Origin of the sequence: Ferrovibrio terrae, assembly GCF_943371255.1 — a bacterium.
Lineage (GTDB): Bacteria > Pseudomonadota > Alphaproteobacteria > Ferrovibrionales > Ferrovibrionaceae > Ferrovibrio > Ferrovibrio terrae_B.
Genome location: NZ_CALRUC010000077.1, coordinates 1 through 20,916 on the forward strand (window position 1 = coordinate 1; position 20,916 = coordinate 20,916).

General features: G+C 64.4%; 21 protein-coding genes. 10 read left to right on the forward strand and 11 right to left on the reverse strand.

The window, feature by feature from the left end:
- Window positions 1-165 precede the first annotated feature (165 nt).
- The 3 genes from AAG799_RS15535 (at window position 166) to AAG799_RS15545 (ending at window position 4,050) form a co-directional block, all read left to right on the forward strand.
- Window positions 166-1,395, forward strand: coding sequence for a D-alanyl-D-alanine carboxypeptidase (locus AAG799_RS15535; RefSeq protein ID WP_341897512.1), 1,230 nt, complete (start codon window positions 166-168; stop codon window positions 1,393-1,395).
- 138 nt (window positions 1,396-1,533) lie between these two features.
- Window positions 1,534-2,589, forward strand: coding sequence for an adenylate/guanylate cyclase domain-containing protein (locus AAG799_RS15540; RefSeq protein WP_341897513.1), 1,056 nt, complete (start codon window positions 1,534-1,536; stop codon window positions 2,587-2,589).
- Between the two features lie 213 nt (window positions 2,590-2,802).
- Entirely contained in the window at window positions 2,803-4,050 is a 1,248-nt protein-coding gene (locus AAG799_RS15545; protein ID WP_341897515.1) for an MFS transporter, read from the forward strand.
- Window positions 4,051-4,052: 2 nt separating this feature from the next.
- Here AAG799_RS15545 and AAG799_RS15550 read toward each other — a convergent pair whose 3' ends face one another.
- Window positions 4,053-5,366 (reverse strand): UDP-glucose/GDP-mannose dehydrogenase family protein, encoded by a 1,314-nt coding sequence (locus AAG799_RS15550; RefSeq protein ID WP_341897518.1) that lies wholly within the window; start codon window positions 5,364-5,366, stop codon window positions 4,053-4,055.
- Between the two features lie 37 nt (window positions 5,367-5,403).
- Window positions 5,404-6,282 (reverse strand): UTP--glucose-1-phosphate uridylyltransferase GalU, encoded by an 879-nt coding sequence (gene galU / locus AAG799_RS15555; protein ID WP_341897520.1) that lies wholly within the window; start codon window positions 6,280-6,282, stop codon window positions 5,404-5,406.
- A 238-nt stretch (window positions 6,283-6,520) separates the two neighbouring features.
- Here galU and AAG799_RS15560 point away from each other — a divergent pair, with 238 nt between their 5' ends.
- The 3 genes from AAG799_RS15560 to AAG799_RS15570 are packed head-to-tail and all read left to right on the forward strand — an operon-like array spanning window position 6,521 to window position 9,160.
- Window positions 6,521-7,327 (forward strand): enoyl-CoA hydratase, encoded by an 807-nt coding sequence (locus AAG799_RS15560; RefSeq protein WP_341897521.1) that lies wholly within the window; start codon window positions 6,521-6,523, stop codon window positions 7,325-7,327.
- A 2-nt stretch (window positions 7,328-7,329) separates the two neighbouring features.
- Window positions 7,330-7,833, forward strand: a complete 504-nt coding sequence (locus AAG799_RS15565; RefSeq protein WP_341897523.1) for a CoA-binding protein — start codon at window positions 7,330-7,332, stop codon at window positions 7,831-7,833.
- A gap of 4 nt (window positions 7,834-7,837) precedes the next feature.
- The gene (locus AAG799_RS15570; RefSeq protein ID WP_341897525.1) at window positions 7,838-9,160 is read left to right on the forward strand and encodes an O-acetylhomoserine aminocarboxypropyltransferase; all 1,323 of its coding nucleotides are present in this window, start codon (window positions 7,838-7,840) and stop codon (window positions 9,158-9,160) included.
- Here the strand turns inward: AAG799_RS15570 and AAG799_RS15575 are convergent, their stop codons facing one another.
- The 6 genes from AAG799_RS15575 to AAG799_RS15600 form a co-directional block, all read right to left on the reverse strand.
- Entirely contained in the window at window positions 9,161-10,366 is a 1,206-nt protein-coding gene (locus AAG799_RS15575) for an MFS transporter (RefSeq protein WP_341897528.1), read from the reverse strand.
- Between the two features lie 76 nt (window positions 10,367-10,442).
- On the reverse strand, window positions 10,443-11,132 hold the full coding sequence (gene msrA / locus AAG799_RS15580) for a peptide-methionine (S)-S-oxide reductase MsrA (RefSeq protein ID WP_341897533.1): 690 nt from the start codon (window positions 11,130-11,132) through the stop codon (window positions 10,443-10,445).
- Between the two features lie 89 nt (window positions 11,133-11,221).
- On the reverse strand, window positions 11,222-11,551 hold the full coding sequence (cutA, locus tag AAG799_RS15585) for a divalent-cation tolerance protein CutA (protein ID WP_341897535.1): 330 nt from the start codon (window positions 11,549-11,551) through the stop codon (window positions 11,222-11,224).
- Window positions 11,544-12,581, reverse strand: a complete 1,038-nt coding sequence (locus tag AAG799_RS15590; protein ID WP_341897537.1) for a COX15/CtaA family protein — start codon at window positions 12,579-12,581, stop codon at window positions 11,544-11,546. Before AAG799_RS15590 ends, cutA begins: the two co-directional genes overlap by 8 nt.
- 94 nt (window positions 12,582-12,675) lie before the next feature.
- Window positions 12,676-14,298, reverse strand: a complete 1,623-nt coding sequence (locus AAG799_RS15595) for an AMP-binding protein (RefSeq protein WP_341897539.1) — start codon at window positions 14,296-14,298, stop codon at window positions 12,676-12,678.
- A gap of 32 nt (window positions 14,299-14,330) precedes the next feature.
- Window positions 14,331-15,131: an undecaprenyl-diphosphate phosphatase gene (locus AAG799_RS15600; protein ID WP_341897541.1), complete on the reverse strand. Its 801-nt coding sequence runs from the start codon at window positions 15,129-15,131 to the stop codon at window positions 14,331-14,333.
- 211 nt (window positions 15,132-15,342) lie between these two features.
- Between AAG799_RS15600 and AAG799_RS15605 the strand changes: the two genes are divergently transcribed.
- Window positions 15,343-15,552: a hypothetical protein gene (locus AAG799_RS15605; protein ID WP_341897543.1), complete on the forward strand. Its 210-nt coding sequence runs from the start codon at window positions 15,343-15,345 to the stop codon at window positions 15,550-15,552.
- A gap of 132 nt (window positions 15,553-15,684) precedes the next feature.
- The gene (locus AAG799_RS15610) at window positions 15,685-16,680 is read left to right on the forward strand and encodes a prolyl oligopeptidase family serine peptidase (RefSeq protein WP_341897545.1); all 996 of its coding nucleotides are present in this window, start codon (window positions 15,685-15,687) and stop codon (window positions 16,678-16,680) included.
- A gap of 11 nt (window positions 16,681-16,691) precedes the next feature.
- Here the strand turns inward: AAG799_RS15610 and AAG799_RS15615 are convergent, their stop codons facing one another.
- Both AAG799_RS15615 and AAG799_RS15620 read right to left on the reverse strand, forming a co-directional pair.
- The gene (locus tag AAG799_RS15615; RefSeq protein ID WP_341897547.1) at window positions 16,692-17,348 is read right to left on the reverse strand and encodes a hypothetical protein; all 657 of its coding nucleotides are present in this window, start codon (window positions 17,346-17,348) and stop codon (window positions 16,692-16,694) included.
- Between the two features lie 54 nt (window positions 17,349-17,402).
- Entirely contained in the window at window positions 17,403-17,975 is a 573-nt protein-coding gene (locus AAG799_RS15620) for a MarR family transcriptional regulator (protein WP_341897549.1), read from the reverse strand.
- A 151-nt stretch (window positions 17,976-18,126) separates the two neighbouring features.
- On the opposite strand from AAG799_RS15620, the gene AAG799_RS15625 reads away from it, so the two are divergent.
- Window positions 18,127-19,146, forward strand: coding sequence for a tripartite tricarboxylate transporter substrate binding protein (locus AAG799_RS15625; RefSeq protein WP_341897551.1), 1,020 nt, complete (start codon window positions 18,127-18,129; stop codon window positions 19,144-19,146).
- A 12-nt stretch (window positions 19,147-19,158) separates the two neighbouring features.
- Complete coding sequence (locus AAG799_RS15630) at window positions 19,159-20,400, forward strand: flavin-dependent oxidoreductase (RefSeq protein ID WP_341897553.1); 1,242 nt, start codon at window positions 19,159-19,161, stop codon at window positions 20,398-20,400.
- Window positions 20,401-20,484: 84 nt separating this feature from the next.
- On the opposite strand, the gene AAG799_RS15635 is transcribed toward AAG799_RS15630, so the two are convergent.
- On the reverse strand, window positions 20,485-20,916 hold a 432-nt coding region (locus AAG799_RS15635), incomplete at its 5' end, for a DNA gyrase C-terminal beta-propeller domain-containing protein (RefSeq protein WP_341897555.1).

Here is a 20,916-nt window from a genome sequence, read left to right on the forward strand (position 1 = left end):
TTTCCTGCGTTTCGGCTGAACGGCACGGTGAATCCATGGAGATTCAACTTGTTAGTAAACAATACGCTGGACAAAAGGGGCGTCTGGTTAATATCCTTCTCCCGATTCGCGGCCTGGGGGGCACCCGGTCGTCACCCGCAGTCAGGGCATCCGAGGTAAGGCATAATGAAGCGAACTGATATGGCCAAGGGGCGGACTCTGTCGGCCATTGTAACAATCTGTTTCACCCTTCTCTTCCTGGTCTTTGCCGCTGCCCCGGCGGAAGCCGGCCCCTACTCTGCCATTGTGGTCGATGCCGATACCGGCCGGGTGCTACACGCCCAGGATGCCGATGCCCCGCGCTACCCGGCGTCACTGACCAAGATGATGACGCTGTACATGGCCTTCGACGCCCTGAAAGAGGGCCGCCTGAAGATGGAGCAGCGCCTGACCGTGTCCCAGCACGCCGCAGCCCAGCCCTATGGTATCGCACTGCGGGCCGGCCAGACCATCACCGTGCGCGACGCCATTCTGGCCTCCATCACAAAGTCGGCGAACAACGCCGCCACCGTGCTGGGGGAAGCCATCGGCGGCAGCGAGAAGCAGTTCGCCGCCATGATGACCCGCCGGGCCCACCAGCTCGGCATGCACAACACCGTGTTCCAGAACGCCTCGGGCCTGCCCAACACCAAGCAGAAGAGCACGGCGCGCGACATGGCCACGCTGGGCATCGCGCTGATCAAGAACCACAAGCCCTATTATACCTACTTCTCCACCGCCCAGTTCGAGTGGCAGGACCAGCCCATCCGCAACCACAACCACATGCTGACGCGCTATGAAGGCGCCGACGGCATCAAGACCGGCTTCATCGCCGCCTCGGGCTTCAACCTGGTGGCCTCGGCCAAGCGCGACGGCCGCCGCATCGTGGCTGTGGTCTATGGCGGCACCAGCGTGGTTGCCCGCGACAACCGCATGATCCAGCTGCTGGATATCGGTTTCGACAAGATCGAGAACGGCAGCGACAGCAATGCCCCGCTGATGGTGGAGGGCCCGAAGCCGAACCACGGCCTGGGCCTGATCTCCAGCGCCGAAGCCGCCACCCCGGCACCGACCTCGGCCAAGGCCCGGCAGATCAAGAAGGCCACCAAGGCCGCCGCTCCGGCTGCCAATCCGCCGGCCGGCGAATGGGCCGTCCAGCTGGGCGCCTTCAAGCAGGCGGCTGCCGCCGAGAAGCTGCTCGACCGCTTGCGCAACAAGGCGCCGGAAGCCGAACCGCTGGTCGATGCCGTCGACGCCGGCAAGGTCACCCTCTATCGCGCCCGCCTCACCGGCCTGACCCAGACCGCCGCCCGCCAGACCTGCGAACAGCTCAAGCGCGAGAAGATGACCTGTTCGGTGGTTTCGCCGGACGCCTGAGCGATACCAGATCTACGCCTTCCGACGCCGCGGTGACCGCCATCACCGCGGCGATTCCATTCTTGCCCCAGAATCCCTACAGTTCCACCGTACCTCCTCCACGGCCAGTGATGCCGTGCCACACCTAATCCCAATCGCATGACCTCGCCCAACCTCCAGCGCCGGCATCGCAAAACCCTGGTTTATGTGCTGGCTGTTTCGGCTGTCGCCGGCGCGATCTATGGCGGTGTCATCACCTACATCCTCGCCTATGCCGAGCCGCATGAACTGCTGGAAGACATTATCCGCGGTGTGCTGCGCGGCATATTCACGGGCCTGCTGATCGGCGGTCTGATCGGCTGGTTCGACATCTTCCTGGTCAATTCCAGCCGCGCGCGGCTGCGCAGGCTGCCCTTCCTGTGGCTGATCCTCATCAAGGGGATCTATTACACGGCCGCGATCCTGGGCAGCATCTGGCTGGGCGGACAGCTTTTCCGGATCGAAGGCGACCCCGGCACCGGCTTCAACCGCACGACGATTATCACGGTCACTTTCGCCCTGATCTTCAGCACGATCTTTTCGTTCATGATGGAGATGTCGCAGCTGCTTGGGCCGGGCGTGCTGCGCGACGTTCTGCGCGGCCGCTATCACCACCCGCGCCGGGAAAAACGCCTGTTCGTCTTCTTCGACATGCGTGGCTCGACCGCCATCGCCGAACGGATCGGTGACCTGGCCTTCCACCGCCTGCTCAACCGGTTCTTTTCCGATCTCACCGAACCGGTACTGAGCTGGCGCGGCGTGATCCACAAATATGTCGGCGACGAGATGATCGTGACCTGGCCGCTCGACGGCAGCCGGGATTGCTCGGGCGCCTTTGCTGCCGTGGCCGAGGCCCATGCCCGGCTGGAAACCCTGCGCGAGGACTATCTGCGCGATTTCGGTGTTTCCCCGCAATTCCGCGCCGTGTTGCATGCCGGTGAGGTGGTGACCGGCGAAATGGGTGAAGTAAAGCGCGAAATCGTCCTGCTGGGAGACACGATCAACACCACGTCCCGCATCGAACAACTCGCCAAAAGCCTCCCCGAACACGCCACCATCGCCTCGGCCGAAGCGATTGCCGCCGCTCCGCCGCCGCCGGGTCTGACCACCACCCCGCTGGGACAGTTCTCGCTCCCGGGCAAAAGCGCTGCTATAAACCTGTTCGCCGTCTCCTAATTTGCCGTCTTCCAGGCAATACAAAAAAAGTTGAGGAAATGTCTGTTCTTCCGCTGCTGACACACTGCTGTCGGTTGGCTATTTTTGCCTCCGCCCGAAGCCCTGATTTGCCGTCCCGCATCGTGGATGGCATGGCATCCCGCCCCTTGGTTGCTTCCCTCTGTCTGGTCACCCAGACCGACAGGACGGCATAACCAAAGAGGATCGAGGGTGATGCCTGCTTCCAATCCCAGCCTGTCCAGTTCCAGCATGAGCTTTGTGGCCTTCCGCGTGCTGCTGCCGTTCGCCTGCGGCTATTTCATGTCCTACCTGTTCCGCAGCGTGAATGCGGTGATCGCCCCGAACCTGCAGCGCGATCTCGGCATCGGCGCCGGCGATCTCGGTACGCTGACGGCGGCCTACTTCGTCACCTTCTCGCTGTTCCAGCTGCCGCTCGGCATCCTGCTCGACCGCTTCGGGCCGCGCCGGGTGCAGGCCTGCCTGCTGCTCTCGGCAGCACTCGGCGCTGTGGTGTTTGCCATCGGCAGCGGCCTGACCCACCTGGTGATCGGCCGCGCCCTGGTCGGCCTGGGCGTCGCCGGCGGCCTGATGTCGGCGATGAAGGCGATCGCACTCTGGCTGCCGAAAGAACGTTGGGCGCTGGCCAATGGCGTGTTCATGACCGCCGGCGGCCTGGGCGCGCTGGCCGCCACCCTGCCGGTCGAGCTGGCGCTGGAGCACTATCACTGGACGGCGCTGTTCTGGGGCCTGGCGGCCCTGACCGTCATTGCTTCGGCATTGATCTTCTTCGTCGTGCCCGAACGGGAAGCCGCACCGACTGCGAGCGTCAGCCTGGGGCAGCAACTGCGTGAATGCGGCAAGTTCCTGACCGATGCGCGATTCTGGCGCATTGCGCCGGTATCGATGATGGGCATGGCCAGCGGCATGTCGATCCAGGGCCTGTGGGCCGGGCCCTACCTGCGCGATGTCGGCGGGCTGGACCGTGCCGCCACCGCCCAGGTGCTGTTCATCGTTGCCGCAGCCCTGACTGCCGGCTTCACACTCACCGGCATCGCCGCCGACCGGCTGCAGCGCCGCGGGGTTCCGCTGGGCCGCACCATGGTGTGGGGCGTGGTGTTCTATGCCGGTGTGCTGGCCGTGCTGGCCGGTGGCTGGACGCCGACCAACCCGCTGCTTTGGATTGCTTTCGGGATCTTAAGCAACACCACCGTGCTGGCCTATCCGATCCTGAGCGGACAGTTCACGCCCGAACAGGCCGGGCGGGTCAATACGCTGCTGAATGGCGTGGTGTTCGGCTTCACCTTCTTCGCCCAGGCCGGCATGGGCTGGCTGATCGCGCTGTGGCCGCGCGGCGGCAACGGCAACTACCCGCTGCAGGCCTATCAATGGACCTTCGGGCTGGCGATGCTGCTGCTGCTGCTGGCGCTGGCCTGGTATCTGGCGCCGCGCCGCAAAGCCTGAGCTTACGCGACCGGCGGACGGCCCACCGAGTAATAGCGGAAACCGGCCTGCTTCATTTCGGCCGGCTTGTAGATGTTGCGCAGATCGACCAGCACCGGCTGGCGCAGCAGCGTCTTGAGCCGGTCGAGATCCAGCGCGCGGAACTGGTTCCACTCGGTAATGATGACCAGGGCATCGGCGCCGGTGGCGGTCTCGTAGCCGTCACTGCACCAGACCACGTCCTTCAGCAGCTTCTTCGCCTCATGCATGCCTTCGGGATCGAAAGCCCGGATGGTGGCGCCGGCTGCCTGCAGCGCCGGCAGAATCTCCAGGCTGGGACTGTCGCGCATGTCGTCGGTTTCCGGCTTGAAGGTCAGGCCGAGCACGGCAATCGTCTTGCCCTTCACGGAACCACCGCAGGCGGTGATGATCTTATCTGCCATATGGCTCTTGCGCTTGTCGTTGACGTCGATGACGGTCTCGACGATGCGCAGCGGCGCCGCAAACTTGCGGCCGGTCGCAGCCAGGGCATTGGTATCCTTCGGGAAACATGAACCGCCATAGCCCGGACCGGCATGCAGGAACTTGCCGCCGATCCGGCCGTCCAGGCCGATGCCGCGTGCCACATCCTGCACGTTCACATTCACCTTCTCGCACAGATCGGCGATCTCGTTGATGAAGGTGATCTTGGTCGCGAGGAAGGCGTTCGCCGCATACTTGATCAGCTCCGCCGTTTCCAGCGCGGTGAACAGGATCGGCGTTTCGTTGATATAGAGCGGCCGGTACAGGGCCCGCAGCAGTTCCTTGGCGCGGTCGCTGCCGGCGCCGCAGACCACGCGGTCGGGCCGCATGAAGTCTTCGATGGCGGCGCCCTCGCGCAGGAACTCCGGATTGGAGGCCACCTCGAATTCGGCATCGGGCCGGGTTTCCCGGATGATGCGCTCGACCTCGCGTCCGGTGCCCACCGGCACGGTCGATTTGGTCACCACCAGCGTGTAGTGGGTCATCGCCTCGGCGATTTCCTTGGCGGCGGCATAAACGAAGGACAGGTCAGCTTCGCCGTCACCGCGCCGCGAGGGCGTGCCGACCGCGATAAACACCGCATCGGCATTGCCGACCGCTGCCTTGATATCCTGGGTGAACGACAGGCGGCCGGCCTTGACGTTGCGCGCCACCAGATCTTCCAGCCCGGGCTCGAAGATCGGGCTTTCGCCGCGCAGCAGGCTGTTGATGCGCTCGGGGTTCTTGTCGACGCAGACGACGCTGTGGCCGAACTCGGAAAAACAGGTTCCAGACACCAGGCCGACATAGCCGGTGCCAATCATGGCTACGCGCATTCTCTACCCCCCGGCACCATGGCCGTCTGCAACAAACCTAAAGCGTCTTGTAAACCTCGCGGACGATCTCGGCCGCGTCCTTGCGCATCTCGTCGCGATCCAGCGCGAAGGCGATATTGGCGTGCAGGAAGCCGATCTTGTCGCCGCAGTCATAGCGCGTGCCGCTGAAACGCAGGCCGTGGAACGGCACCTCGCCGATCATGCGAGCCAGCGCATCGGTCAGCTGGATCTCGCCGCCCGCCCCGCGCTGCACCTTGTCGAGATGATCGAAGACCGAGGGCTGCACGATATAGCGGCCGATCACGGCGGTCCGCGACGGCGCCTTGTCCGGGCTCGGCTTCTCCACGAGACCCTTCACTTCGACGAGCGTATCGCTGTCCTTGCCCGGCGAAACGATGCCGTAGCGCTTGGTGTGCTCATGCGGCACATCCATGGCGGCGATCATGTTGCCGCCGACCTTGTTGTAGGCTTCCACCATCTCGGCGAGGCAGCCCTTCTTGGACAGGATCAGGTCGTCGGCCAGCAGCACGGCAAACGGCTCGTCGCCGACCAGCGACTTGGCGCAGCGCACGGCGTGGCCCAGCCCCATCGGTTCCATCTGGCGGGTATAGGACACGGCGCCGGCCTTGGGCATCCAGCTGTTGATCAGGTCGAGCAGCTCGGTCTTGCCGCGCTCTTTCAGCGTGTCTTCCAACTCGTAGGAACGGTCGAAATGATCCTCGATCGCCTGCTTGCCGCGGCCGGTGACGAAAATGAATTCCTCGATGCCGGCGGCCTGCGCCTCTTCCACGGCATACTGGATCAGCGGCTTGTCGACGACCGGCAGCATTTCCTTCGGCATCGCCTTGGTGGCGGGCAGGAAACGGGTGCCGAGGCCACCGACGGGAAACACGGCCTTGCGGATCGGGCGAATCATGCGGCAGGAACTTTCTTGTTGTTGGGCGGTGGGCGATTCGGGCCCGGGCCACTTCGCGGTTTTACGCTGCCGCCCCCACCTCATGCAACTGGGGCGACCCGGCCCGGGGCGCCTTTCATGGCCCGGTAATGGGGCGGAAATGCGGCCCGGAACCGGCATTGTCCGGGCGACCTTTCCCTGCACGGCCACGCACCCTATCATGGCCGCCAACCTGTTAAAAAACGCCCCGGAGACGCCCGTGTCAGCCGCAGCCGACCTCAAACCCGCCGATAGTCCTGTTCTGCGCAGCCAGCCCGAAGCCGGCATTGTCCGCCTGACCCTGAACCGGCCCAAGGCCTATAACAGCCTTTCTACCGGGATGATGGCTGCCCTGCAGGCCGAACTGGATGCGGTGAAGGCCGACCGCAGTGTCAAAGCGGTGATCATTGCCGCCAACGGCCCAGGCTTCTGCGCCGGCCATGACCTGAAGGAAGTGCGCGCCAATCCGGGCCGGCAGCAGTACGAGGCGCTGTTCCGCCAGTGCTCGATGCTGATGCAGTCGGTCGTCGCCCTGCCCCAGCCGGTGATTGCTCAGGTGCATGGCGTGGCCTCGGCCGCCGGCTGCCAGCTGGTGGCGAGCTGCGACCTCGCGGTGGCCGCCGAGACGGCACGTTTCGCCACGCCGGGCGTCAATATCGGGCTGTTCTGCTCGACCCCGATGGTGGCGCTGTCGCGCAACGTATCGCGCAAGCATGCCATGGAAATGCTGCTGACCGGCGACCTGCTGCCGGCCGCGCGTGCCGCCGAGATCGGCCTGGTCAATCGTGTGGTGCCCGAGGGGGCTTTGGCAGAAACCGCCCTGTCGCTGGCCCGGCAGATCGCCGCCAAGTCGCCGCTGACGGTGAAGATCGGCAAGGAAGCCTTCTACCGCCAACTCGATATGCCGCTGGCGCAAGCCTATGACTATGCCAGCCGGGTGATGACCGAGAACATGCTGGCGCGCGATGCCGAGGAAGGCATCGACGCCTTTATCGAAAAACGCGAACCCCGGTGGGAGGGTCGCTGACCATGAGTACCGTTTTGGAAAAGATCGATCACGACGCTTACGACGACGACTACATCCGAGGCATCCTGCGCAGCGTCAATGTCATCGCCATGGTGGGCGCCAGTTCCAACTGGAACCGGCCATCCTACTTCGCGATGAAATACCTGCAGCAGAAGGGCTACCGCGTCATTCCGGTCAACCCCAAGGATGCCGGCAAGGAGATTCTCGGCGAGAAGGTCTATGCGTCGCTGGGCGAGATTCCGGTGAAGGTCGACATGGTCGACTGCTTCCGCAATTCCGACGCCATCCCGCCGATTGCCGATGAAGCCATTAAAATTGGCGCCAAGGTGCTGTGGCTGCAGCTCGGCGTACGCCATGACGAGGCCGCGAAAAAGGCCGAGGCCGCCGGGCTGAAGGTGGTGATGAACCGCTGCCCCAAGATCGAATACGGCCGACTCAGCCAGGAGATCGGCTGGATGGGCGTCAACACCCGCGTCATCAGTTCAAAGCGCCAGCGCAGGATTTAAAGATATGACTGATAAGACCAAGCCTGCTGCCAACCGCGCGGCGGACAACACCTCGCCCTATGGTTTCGACACCCTGCAGGTGCATGCCGGCACGGCGCCCGATCCGGTCACCGGCGCGCGCTCGACGCCGATCTACCAGACCACCGCCTTTGTTTTCGAGGATGCCGACCAAGCCGCATCGCTGTTCAACCTGCAGAGCTTCGGCAACATCTATACCCGCCTGACCAACCCGACCACGGCGGTGCTGGAGCAGAAGGTCGCCGCACTGGAGAACGGCCGCGCCGCCACGGCGGTCGCCACCGGCCATGCCTCGCAGCTGGTCGCCTTCCATATGTTGATGAGCCCGGGCGACCATATCGTGGCCTCCAGCAAACTCTATGGCGGCTCGATCACCCAGCTCGGCGTCAGCTTCCAGCGCTTCGACTGGCACACCACCTTTGTCGACCCCGACGATCTTGCCGGTTTTGAGGCAGCGATCACGACGAAGACCAAGGCGATCTATGCCGAGAGCCTGTCCAATCCCGGCGGCGTGATTGCCGACATCGCGGCCCTGGCCGAGATCGCGCATCGCAACGGCATTCCGCTGATCATCGACAACACCATGGCCTCGCCGTATCTCTGCCGCCCGATCGAGCATGGCGCCGATATCGTGTTGCATTCGGCCACCAAATTCCTGGGCGGCCATGGCAATTCCATGGGCGGCGTAATTGTCGATTCCGGCAAGTTCGACTGGGGCCAGAACGACAAGTTCCCGCATCTCTCCAAGCCCTCGCCGGCCTATCACGGCCTCACCTTCTGGGAGACCTTTGGCGACATGGCGCTGGCTGTCGCCTGCCGCGTGATCTCTTTGCGCGATCTCGGGCCGGCGATCTCGCCCTTCAATGCCTTCATGATCCTGACCGGCATGGAGACGCTGAGCCTTCGCATGCGCAAGCATTGCGACAATGCGCTGGCGGTGGCGGAGTTCCTGTCCAAGCATCCCAAGGTCGCCTGGGTGCGCTATGCCGGCCTGAAGGGTGACAAATATGAAAAGCTCGCGCAGCGCTATCTGCCCCTCGGCGCCGGCTCGGTCTTCACCTTCGGCCTGAAGGGTGGCTACGCGGCCGGCCTGAAATTCGTCGACACCGTGCAGATTTTCTCGCATCTGGCCAATGTGGGCGACACCCGCAGCCTGGTGATCCATCCGGCCTCGACCACCCATCGCCAGCTGTCGCCTGAGCAGCGCGCGGCGGCCGGCTCCGGCGACGACGTGATCCGGCTCTCCATCGGTATCGAGGATGTCGCCGACCTGATCAAGGATCTGGATCGGGCGTTGAACGCTGTGTGATTACTCCGCCGCCTGCGCCACCCCGGCCGGCTGTGCCGCACGCTCACGCGGCAGCAGCAGCGCGAAAATGCCGGCACCGGCAGCGGCCGCCGCCAGCAGGATGAACAGCATGTCGAGCGTGCCGGTGACGCGGTAGATCACCGGGATCACAGCGACGCCGAGCGAGGATACGCCGAGCGTCAGCACGAACTTGGCGCCGAAGGCGCGCCCGCGCCATTGCGGCGGGGTGTATTTCGCCAGCAGCGAGTTTTCGGCCGCCTGCCCCGCCACATTGAGGCTGACCATCAGTGCCGCCACCGGTACCAGCGCCGGATGGATCAGCATCATGGCAATGATAATCACCGGAATCTGCAGCCACTGCACGGCGGCATAGACGCTGCGCAGCGCGTAGCGGTCGGCCAGCTCGCCGCCGACCAGCTGCGACAGCGCCGAAGCGGTATAGACCAGCGTGACCATGCCGCCGATGCCCAGCATGCTGTCGTTGAACAGCCCCGACAGCCGCGTATCGAACACCTTGGGCAGCGCGAAGGCGGTCGCCTGGAAGATCAGCCCGGTGCACAGCATGGTGGCCGACATCACCCAGAAGACGCGCCAGATGTCGCTCTTGCCGGGCGCCGGCGTCGGCACGGCATCCTCGCCGCGATCGAGCAGCAGCCCGGCCTGCCGCGCCCAGATGAAGCCGGCGCCGGTGACCAGGCAGATGATGCCCGGGATGATGAAGGCAGCGCGCCAGCCATAGAGATCGGCGAGGAAGCCGGCGACCAGCGCGGCAGCCGCCGTGCCGACCGAACCGAACACGCCGTTGATGCCGAGCGCGCGGCCGCGGTTGACCGCGTTGCGCACCAGCCAGGGAATCCCGACCGGATGATAGATCGCGCCGAACAGCCCGATGCCGGCGAGCCCCAGGCCGATGGCAAGCGGCGTATCGGCGAAACCGGTGGCGATCGAACAGGCGCCGACGCCTAAGAAGAACAGCGCCATCATGCCCGACGCGCTCCACTTGTCGCCCAACCAGCCGGCCGGCAGTGCGGCGGCACCGAACAGCACGCTCATCGGGATCGACAGCGCGAACAGCGTGTCGTAGCCCAGCCCCCATTCGCGCTCGAGCACCAGCACCACGGTGGCATAGAGCAGCGTGAACAGATGGGAATAGGTATGGGCGAGGCTGGAAAACACCAGCGTCAGGAAACCGGCAAAACGGGACATAACGACTCTCCGGGAAGGAGCCGTCAGCCTACGCCTCGGGCGCCACCGGGCAAGACCCTAAAATGTATCGTGACAATCAGGACCCGGCTTTCACCAGCACCGGCTTGTCGCGGTACAGCTTGGGGAAAAAGCGCTTCAGCTCACCCACCTTGGGCAGGTCGTTGATAAAGATATAGGGCTGGGTCGGATGCAGGGTCATGTAGTCCTGGTGATAGTCCTCGGCCGGGTAAAAGGCTTTGCCCGGCTCGATGGTGGTGACCACCTTGGCCTCGAAGGCACGCGCCTGGTTCAGCTGGTCGATATAGGTCTTCGCCACGCTGGCCTGCTCCGCATCGAGCGGGAAGATTGCCGAACGATACTGCGGCCCGATATCCGGCCCCTGGCGGTTCAGCTGGGTAGGATTATGCGCGACCGAGAAGTAGACCTGCAGGAGTTGGCCATAGGTGATCTTGCGCGGATCGTAGGTCACCTGCACGACCTCGGCATGGGCGGTGCTGCCGGCACTGACCCGCTTGTAGTCCGCCGTCGCCTTGTCGCCGCCGGCATAGCCTGAAACGGCCATGGTGACGCCCTCGACATGCTGGAACACGCCCTGCACACCCCAGAAGCAGCCACCGGCCAGGATCGCCACGGCGGAGGGTGCGGTTTTAACCGTCTCATCTGCCACGGGCGCCGGAATGGCCCGGCCGGCCTCGAAGGCCAGGGCCGGGGTGGCGGCGGAGAGCAGCAATGCAGTCAGGGCGGTGGCGAGCGTGCGGCGGATCATGGGGCGTTTCCTGTGCAACAGAGCAGACATGTAGTCTGCATATCCGGCGGGAAAAGACCGATCACGAAACCGTGGCCGGAAAACGGGTGTCAGGCCGGCGGCTTCGTCTCGCCCAGCAGCCAGGCGATGTAGTCGGGATTACCGCCCTGTCCCACGTCGAGTGGCAGCACGCAGGGCACGCTGTAGCTATGGACGGCTTTTACTGCGGCTGTGACGGCTTCGACCAGATCGGGCCGGGTCTTGAGGATCAGCACGGCCTCCTCGCCCTTCTCCAGCTTGCCCTGCCACCAGTAGAGCGAGCGCATGCCGGGAAGGATATTGGCGCAGGCGGCGAGCCGCTGGCCCACCACGGCTTCGGCAATCGCCTCGGCCTCGGCGGTGCTGGCCGACGTGCAGTAGAGCAGGACGATCTCAGTCATACCGGGCCAGCGCGCGGTCATGCCACAGCGTGACGGCGATGCCGAGCACTACCACGGCGCCGGCCTGGTGCAGGGTGCCGAGCGCAACCGGCACATGCTGGAGCAGCGTGGCGATGCCAAGCCCGACCTGCAGCAGCACGGCGCTGAGCAGGCCATGACGCAGGCCGGTCGGCGCACGGCCTTTCAGCAGCAGCGCGGTGAGCAGCGCCAGCACGAAGACGAGATAGGCCAGCATGCGGTGCTGGAACTGCACCGTCATCGCATTCTCGAAAAAGTTGATCCACCACGGATTGGCGATCAGCAGGCCATCGGGAATGAAGGCGCCCTCCATCAGCGGCCAGGTGTTATGCGCCAGGCCGGCATTCATGCCGGCGACCAGACCACCCGACAGCACCTGCAAGAAGATCACGACGGTGAGCAGCGCCGCGATGCCGCCGCCCCGTGCCGCCACCATGCGGCCATGGCGCAGCAGCGAGAGCCCGCCCCAAAGCAGATAGGCGAAGATCAGGAAGGCGAGGCCCAGATGGGCGGTGAGCCGGTAATGGCTGACATCGGGATGATCGACCAGGCCGCTGGCGACCATGAACCAGCCGAGCGCGCCCTGGCTGCCGCCCAGCACGAACATCAGCAGCAGATGCGGCTTCATGCCGGCGGGGATGCGCCCGGCGATCCAGAACAGGATCATCGGCAGCGCGAAGGCAACGCCGATCAGGCGGCCGAGCAGGCGGTGAATGTATTCGAGCCAGAAGATGCTTTTGAAGCCCTCCAGCGTCATGCCGATATTGATCTTCTGGTATTCGGGAAACTGTTTGTATTTCTCGAATTCGGCCGCCCAGGCGGTGTCAGACAGCGGCGGCAGCCAGCCGGTGATCGGTTTCCATTCCACCATCGAGAGGCCGGACTCGGTCAGCCGGGTCAGGCCGCCGATCACCACCATCAGCGCGACCAGGCCGGCGACGGCAAACAGCCACAGCGCCACGGCCCGCGCATCGCCCTCGCGCCGTTCCGCCACCGCCTTCAAAGCCGTCATCGTCTGCATCTTGAATCCCTGAACATCACTGGCCGAATGCCCTGAAACAAAGACCGCACCCCCGCCCGGGTCAAGGGTGGCCGGCTGCGACATTTTACCGTTTTTTGCGCGCCCGGAAGTCGTGAATCCCGGCGCGCGCGCGCGGATCCTCGCCGGCTTTGAAAATCTGCGTCTTCTGCACTTTCTGGGTGCCGGTGGTGGGCAGGCTGTCGACGAACAGCAGCCAACCCGGTGCCTTGAAATAGGCCAGCCGGTCAAAACACCAGGCGAACAGCGCCTCGGCCAGCACCGGCGTCGGCGCATGGCCGGACATCGGCACGATACAGGCCATCACTTCCTCTTCGCGAATGTCATCCGGTGCGGCCAGCACCGCCACCTGCGCCACGGCATCATGCGCCTGCAGGCAGGCCTCGATCTCGGCCGCGGCGATATTTTCGCCGGCGCGGCGGATGATGTTTTTCATGCGGTCGACGAAATACAGCATGCCATCGTCAGACTGCCGCACCACATCGCCAGTGTGGAACCAACCATTGGCCCAGGCATCTTCCGTGGCTTTTTCGTTTTTCAGATAGCCCGAGAAGAAGCCGCGTCGCGGATCAGCCGCCGAATGGCGTACCAGCAGTTCGCCTTCCTGCCCGCGCGGCACTTCGCGATCATCGGGACCGGCCACCATGGCCTCCAGCCCGGGCAGCGGCCGGCCGAAGGCGCGGGTGTCGATCTGGCGCGGCGCGTGGCAGTCGGCAAAGATGCGGCCCGTCTCGGTCATGCCCCAGACCTCGATCAGCGGGAAGCCGTAACGCTGCTCGAACACGCCATGCAATTGCGGTTCTACACCTGCACCTAAACCGAAGCGTACGGTATGCTGTTTCTCCTCCGCCGTTTCCGGCTGGTTGAGCAGCAAAGGCGGTACCACGCCGAGATAATGGATGATGGTGGCGCGCGTCTGCACCACCTCCTGCCACCAGCGGTTCGGGCTGAAGCGTTCGGTGAGGATCAGGCAGTTGGCGGTCAGCATGGCGCAGGCGGCCGTGACCGCACCATGGTTCATGTGGAACAGCGGCAGCGGATTGTAGAAGCGGTCGACGCCCGGTTTGATCGCCACCGCGCCGCCGAGCTTGCGATACCAGTCGCCGGCCGTAAGCACATAGACATTGCTGAGGATGCAGCCCTTGGGCCGGCCGGTGGTGCCGGAGGTGTAGAGCAAGGTGCATTCGGTATCATGTGTGATGCTGCCACCGGTCGCCTTCTGCTGCGGCGAAGGGATGACAGCGGGAACGGCGGTGCAATCCAGCACCGGCAGCGGCTTTTCGTGGCGATCACGGGCCACAGCTTCCAGATCATCGACACGATGCGGCACGCCAACGACCAGATCGGCCTCGGAATGCCGCATCTGGTACAGCATCTCGTCATGGCGGTAATCCGGGTTGATCGGCACCACGGCGCAGCCCAGCGCATTCAGCGCCAGGGCATGGAAGAAAAACTCCGGCCGCATTTCCAGCAGCAGGCCGACGCGATGGCCGATGCCATAACCGGCCGCGGCATAGCGCGCGCGCAGATCATCGACAATCAGCGCAACGGCACCGTAGCTCAGCTCCAGCCCGTCCGGCGCATAGGCGCGGTCAGGGCGGATCGGCACGCAGAGGAAACTGTTCTGCGGATGCGCCGTGGCGCTGTGCTTAAACGCCGCGTAGACCGATGGCGGCAGCCCCTCTCCCATCGACGATATCCTCCGGACTTTTTTTCATTCTTCTAGCGCAGGCTGAGGAGTGCAAGCATCGCGGCGCCGATGACGATGCGATACCAGGCAAAGGGCACGAAGCCGTAGCGGTTGATGAAGCCGATCACCGTGCGCACCACCAGAACGGCACAGAGGAAGGCCACGATGAAGCCAACGGCGATCAGGCCGGCGCCATCCAGCGTCAGGCCGTCGCGATTCTTGAACAGGTCATAGGCCGTGGCGGCCACCATGGTGGGCACGGCCAGGAAGAAGGAGAATTCCGCCGCTGCCGCGCGCTGCACACCCAGCAGCCGCGCGCCCATGATGGTGGCGCCCGAGCGCGACACGCCGGGGATCATCGCCAGGCATTGCAGCAGGCCGATCTTCAGGCTGAGACGGAATTTGAAATCATCGACGCTCTTCACCTCGCCTTCGCCGGTGAAGCGCTCGATCGCCAGGATGGCAAGGCCGCCGACGATCAGTGCCACCGACACGACCCAGGGATTGAACAGCACGCCCTTGATGAAGCCATGCGCAAAGAAGCCGATCACCAGTGCCGGCAGGAAGCCGAACAGCACATTGACGGTGAAGCGGTTGGCGGTGTCGTTGCGGCCCAGCCCCGACAGCGTGCTCCACAGGCGCGGCCAGTAGACCACGCAGATGGCGAGGATCGCGCCCAGCTGGATGGCGATCTCGAACACCTTGCCCGGCGGCCCCTCGAAGTCGAGCAGGTCGACCAGCAGGATCAGATGGCCGGTGGAGGAAACCGGAATGAACTCAGTCAGGCCTTCGACGACACCCAGAAAGGCGGCCTGGAGGTAGTCGATCAGCATGGCACCATCCCGGTTCGCGCGGGTTCGTTCAGGTTCGTTCGGGTCCGTTCGGGTTCGTTGAGGTTCGTTGGGGTTCGTTGGGGTTCGTTCAGGTCCGTTCGAGCCCGTTCGGGTTCAGTCCTGCCCGCCCTGTCTGCATAAAATGTCCTGACTGCATACAATGTCATGTCAGCTTCCCGCGACCCGTCGTAAAGAACAAATATAGTACAAAATGACCGACTCCACAACCGGCCTGCCGGTATCAAACAGGCTTCCGCCGGCGCCGCAAAGAGCGCCATGGCAGGTGAAACAAAAAGACGCATCAACCGTTTATGGAATGGTTATGACAACAGGGAGTTTCGACATGCGTGCCATCCTGCTCTGGCTCTTGGGCATCCCGATCCCGATTATCATTCTGCTCTACATTTTCGGCGTGTTCTGATCGCGACAGCCGAATGAGACGGGCCGGCCGGGCAACCCCGCGCCGGCCCTTTTCCTTTCCGGCAGCCTACAATCGACCCGCCGTCACATTGACTATAAATTTCCCACACCCGGGGAATTAAAGGGAACCTGCATGACCAGGGCCAGAATGAGACTATGCGCCGCGCTGATCGTGTTTTTCTGCGCGGCAGTCCTGGCACGGCACAGCATCTCGGCGGAGCTGAAAATTCCCGTCGGCGACGAGGCCTTCGATCGTCCCAATCTCGTCTTTGGCAGCGAAGCCACCGCGGAGCTCTGCGCCCGGGTCCCACATGCGGCTTGGGTGACCGTCGATGGCAAGGGCGATTGCATCCGCTACTACCCGGCCAATCTCTCCGGCAGCAGAAATCCCGATGTGCTGGTTTATGTGCCCGGCGACACCACGCTGCTGACGCTGGGAAACAACTACCGCGTCAACATAGAGCCGGCCTATTTGAAACAATCGCCGGCCAAGCTCGAAGCCCTGGTGGCGGGCTGGTCGAAAGATGCCGGCCGGCCATACATCTATCTCACGCGTCCCGGGTCGCATGGCTCGTCCGGCAATCACCAGTACCGCAAGCAACCGCGCGAGACCGCCCTGCTCACGGCGACGCTGGACACCATCAAGGCGAAATACGGCATTGAACGCTTTCATATGACCGGGCAATCCGGCGGCGGCTACGTCACCGCCGCGATGCTGACCCGGCGCAGCGACATCGGCTGTGCGTCGATCGCATCCGGATCGACGGCCCTGATGAAACGCGCCGCCGAGCAGGGCCGCACGGTAGATAATACCGGCCTGCCAGATCCCTATGACCCGGTCAGTCACATCGCGAGGATTCCGCGCAATCCCGAACCGAAGATCATCATTCTGTCTGATCCGCTGGATGCCAGAGTGTCGTTCAGCAGTCAGCTATATTACGTCACGCAGCTGCGACAGGCCGGTTACAATCCGCTGCATGTCATCGCGCTGGCCAACGGCAACGACCGGCATGACCTCGCCGCCAAGGGTCGGGTTGCACTGCGGCGCTGCGTGCATGGAATATCCTTCGAACGCATCCGCGCCGAATTGGAAAATACCGAACTCGCCACCACGGTGACGAAGGGCTAAGGCAGCATCGATCACGGCGCCTTGTCGAGACGGCGACCCGCTTCCGCCAGCCCCAGCCGGACCAGGCGCGCCGCCACCGCATCGCGCGAGCGGCCGAAGCGACGGGCGATATCGTCGGCGCGCAGCCCGTGGCGGAACAGCGCCTGCAGGGCGGCATCCTCACCCGATGTCCAGGGTTTGCCGGTGTTGAGCGGCAGGTTCAGCGCCCGCACACGCTGCTGCCGGCGCTGCTCGCGTTCCTGCAGGAGGGGTTCCGGGCCGAGGCGGTCATCCGGACTGGGTGCGGCGATGCGGGGCGCGCCAAAGCCGGCGCTGCGGGCCGCATGCTGCAACTGCCGGCGTGCATCGGCCTGCAGCGGCACGTTCAGCAGTTCGCAGCCGCGCCGACGCAGCAGGGCAATCCAGAAGGCCTCGGCGATGCCGAGCCGGCGCAGCGGCATATCGGCCTCCAGCACCACCACCAGCGGCAGCAGGCCGTTGCTGCGGAGCACCTTGATCATGGCACCAGAGACCGAATGGCCGCCGGCGAAATGGGTGCGTTTGCGGCTGTCGAGGTCGCGGGTCTGGCCGACGTAGAAAATGTTGTGGTCGCGCGGATCGACGAGCGCGTAAATCCAGCCAGTCAGCTGCGGTATCCGGTCTTTCTGACCGGCTACATCGCCACCCACGAAAGCATCCACCCTGCTCTACTTTTAATAATCGTATTCCGAGTAAAGACACACTTAACGGCTAGTCTTATTGTTTACAAGACGCGTTTTGATTGCTTTTCCGGTTGGTTTATTCTTGCCCTTGGCCACAAGCTCGCCGGCTGTTGCCTGCACCACCGGTGGGGCCCGCGACACACCGTCAAAAGCCGCGTTGAAGCGGCGCAGCAGGCGCAGGAATTCCGCTGCCTCGGCCTTGCTGAACGGTGCCAGCAAGGCCAGCCGGGCCTGTTCCGCCGCGGTGCGACAGCCCTCCAGCAGCTTGCGGCCGGCAGGCGTCAGCGTCAGGGCGAATTTGCGTCGGTCCTTCGGATCGGCCATGCGGGCAATCAGGCGGCGGCCGACCAGCAGGCGCACCACCAGCGCGGTGGTCGACCGGTCGAAACCCAGGCTGCGCGCCAGATCGATCTGGCTGACCGGCCCCCAGCGGCTGACCATGGTGAGCGCACCGAACTGGGTCGGGGTCAGGTCGAAGGGTTTCAGGGTTTCGAGAAAGACGGACACGGAATTCTGGTGCGCGCGCCGGATCTGGAAACCGGGGCGGTCGTAAATCTCGGGCAGCGGATGCGCGTTGCGGTTGGATTTCGCCATACCCCGTCCCTGCCCGATCACCGCGCGCAGTGCAAGCGCAGACTGCACCGGCGCCTGATTTCGTGAATTGACAGAACCGGCCGTCCGGCCTATTCGTCATACGTATGACGATTTTAGCGACCCGACAATGAAGCGGGCCTCAGGAGGAAACATGACGTCATCCATCGCAGCATCCCGCTCCATCACCCTGTCGCGCCGCAGCCTGCTGGGCGCCACCGCTGCGTCTCTCGCTCTCGCCGCCCTGCCGGCCGGGGTCACGTCTGCGCGGGCGCAATCGCTGATCCAGCGGCCGGTGAAGATCATCGTGCCCTTCTCGCCCGGCACCGGCATGGACTCGCTGGCGCGCATCGTGGGCCAGCAACTGCAGGTACGCTCGGGCCAGCCGGCGGTGGTCGAAAACCGCGTCGGCGCCTCGGGCAATATCGGCAGCCAGGTGGTGGCGACCGCGGCACCGGACGGCTACACGCTGATGGTGACTGCGAACACCTTCGTGATGACGCCGCCGCTGTACAAGAACGTGCCTTACGATGTGGTGAAGGATTTTACGCCGATCGGCATGATCGCGCTGGGGCAACTGGTGCTGGCCATTCATCCGTCGGTGAAGGCAACCACCCTGCAGGAATTCATCGCGCTGGCGAAGGCGCAGCCCGGCAAGATCGACTATGCCTCGCCCGGCAACGGCACGCCGCAGCATCTGGCGATGGAATCCTTCAAGCTCGCCGCCGGCATCAATCTCAACCACATTCCCTACAAGGGGTCGGGCGGCGCGGTGCAGGACCTGCTGGGCGGCACCGTCGGTGCCATGATCATGCCGGTTCATACCGCGCTACCCTATCTGGCCGACAACCGCGTGCGCGTGCTGGGCCTGACCAGTGCCGAGCGCTCCAGCATGGCGCCGCAGATTCCCACTCTGGCCGAACAGGGTGTCAGCGGTTTCGAGGTTGATCTGTGGTACGGCATGTATGCGCCGGCCAAGACGCCGCCGGACATGGTGAAGCACCTGAATGCCGAGCTGAACCAGATCCTGGCCGATCCCGCCGTGCGCGAAACCATCCAAAAACAGGGCATGGTGGTGCGCAGCGGCACGCCGGATGCGCTGGCGCAACTGACAGCGAAAGACCTGGCGCGCTGGACCAAGGTGATCAACGACGCCAAGATCCAGCCCGAATAAGGATACCTGCGTATGGATGTGCTGATTATCGGCGGCGGCATCGGCGGCCTGACGCTGGCGCTGACCCTGCATGAGCGCGGCATTCCCTGCCGCGTCTTCGAGATGGCGCCGCAGATCAAGGCCGTCGGCGTCGGCGTCAACCTGCTGCCGCACAGCACGAAAGAGCTGATCCGGCTGGGACTGGAAAGCGAGCTGGCCCGCGTGGCGGTGGCGACTAAAGATGCCGCCTTCTTCAACCGCTTCGGCCAACTGATCCATCGCGAGCCGCTCGGCCGCGCGGCCGGCTATGACTGGCCGCAATTCTCGATCCATCGCGGCGACCTTCAGATGATCCTGCTGGCCGCTGTCGAGCAGCGTCTCGGCAAGGACCGCATTCATACCGGCTGGCAGTGTACCGGCTTCAGCCAGGATGCACGCCAGGCCACCGCGCAGTTCCGCGACACCACGACCGGCGCGGCCCTGCCCGACCAGAGCGCGGATGTGATCGTGGCCTGCGACGGCATCCATTCCGCCATCCGCAAGCAGATGCATCCGCAAGAAGGCGAGCCGCGCTATTCCGGCGTCAACATGTGGCGCGGCGTGACGCGGATGCAGCCGATCCTGTCGGGCGCCTGCATGGTGCGCGCCGGCTGGCTCAGCCATGGCAAGATGGTGATCTATCCGATCCGCGACACCATCGACGCCGCCGGCAACCAGCTGATGAACTGGGTGGCCGAGATCGAGACACCGGTCTATCGCAAGCGCGACTGGAGCCGGCCGGGCAACCTGGACGACTTCCTGCCCGCCTTCGCCGACTGGACGTTCGACTGGCTGGATGTGCCGAAAATGATCCGCGATGCGGACATGGCGCTGGAATTCCCCATGGTCGACCAGGATCCGCTGGACCACTGGACCGAGGGCCGCGTCACCCTGCTGGGCGATGCGGCACATCCCATGGTGCCGCGCGGCTCGAACGGCGCCGGCCAGGCGATCATCGACTGCGCCGTGCTGGCCGATCTGCTGGCCGAGACGAAAGACCCGGTGAATGCGCTGCAAGCCTATGAGGCCCTGCGCCTGCCGGCGACGGCGCAGGTGGTGCTGACCAACCGCACCAACCCGCCGGATGCCATCCTGCGCGAGGTGTTCGAGCGCACCGGCGACAAGCCGTTCGCGCGCATCGAGGATGTGATCAGCCCGGCCGAACTGACCGCGATCACCGACAGCTATAAACGCGTGGCGGGATATGACCGCGAGAAGCTGAAGGCGGCGGGATGACTCTCAATCGTCATGCCCGCGAAAGCGGGCATCCAGCCTGCTGGTAGACTGGGCTCCCGCTTTCGCGGGAGCGACGATGGCAGCTTACGAGAACCGGTTATTCTTGTTGAAGCCGCGCGGCACGATGCGGCCGGCCTGGGCGCGTTCGCCGCGATACTCCTTGATGTCACTCTCGGTCTTGGTGCGGCCCGATGAATCGACCCAGCTCAGGCCCTGCTTCAGCGTGAAGGTCTTGGCATCGGCCAGGCCGCCATCCTTGTATTTCTGCAGTGTGATACCACGACCCTTGGTCATCTCGGGCAGTTCCGACAGCGGGAACAGCAGCAGCTTGCGGTTGTCGCCGACGACAGCAACCGTATCGCCTTCAACGGTCTTGCAGACACAGGCCTCGGCCGGCGCCTGCACATTGAGGATCTGCTTGCCGGTGCGGGTGGCGGCCTGCATCTCGGCCTCGGGGCAGACGAAGCCGCGCCCGTCGCTGCTGGCGACCAGGAATTTGCGCTCGCCCTGGTATTT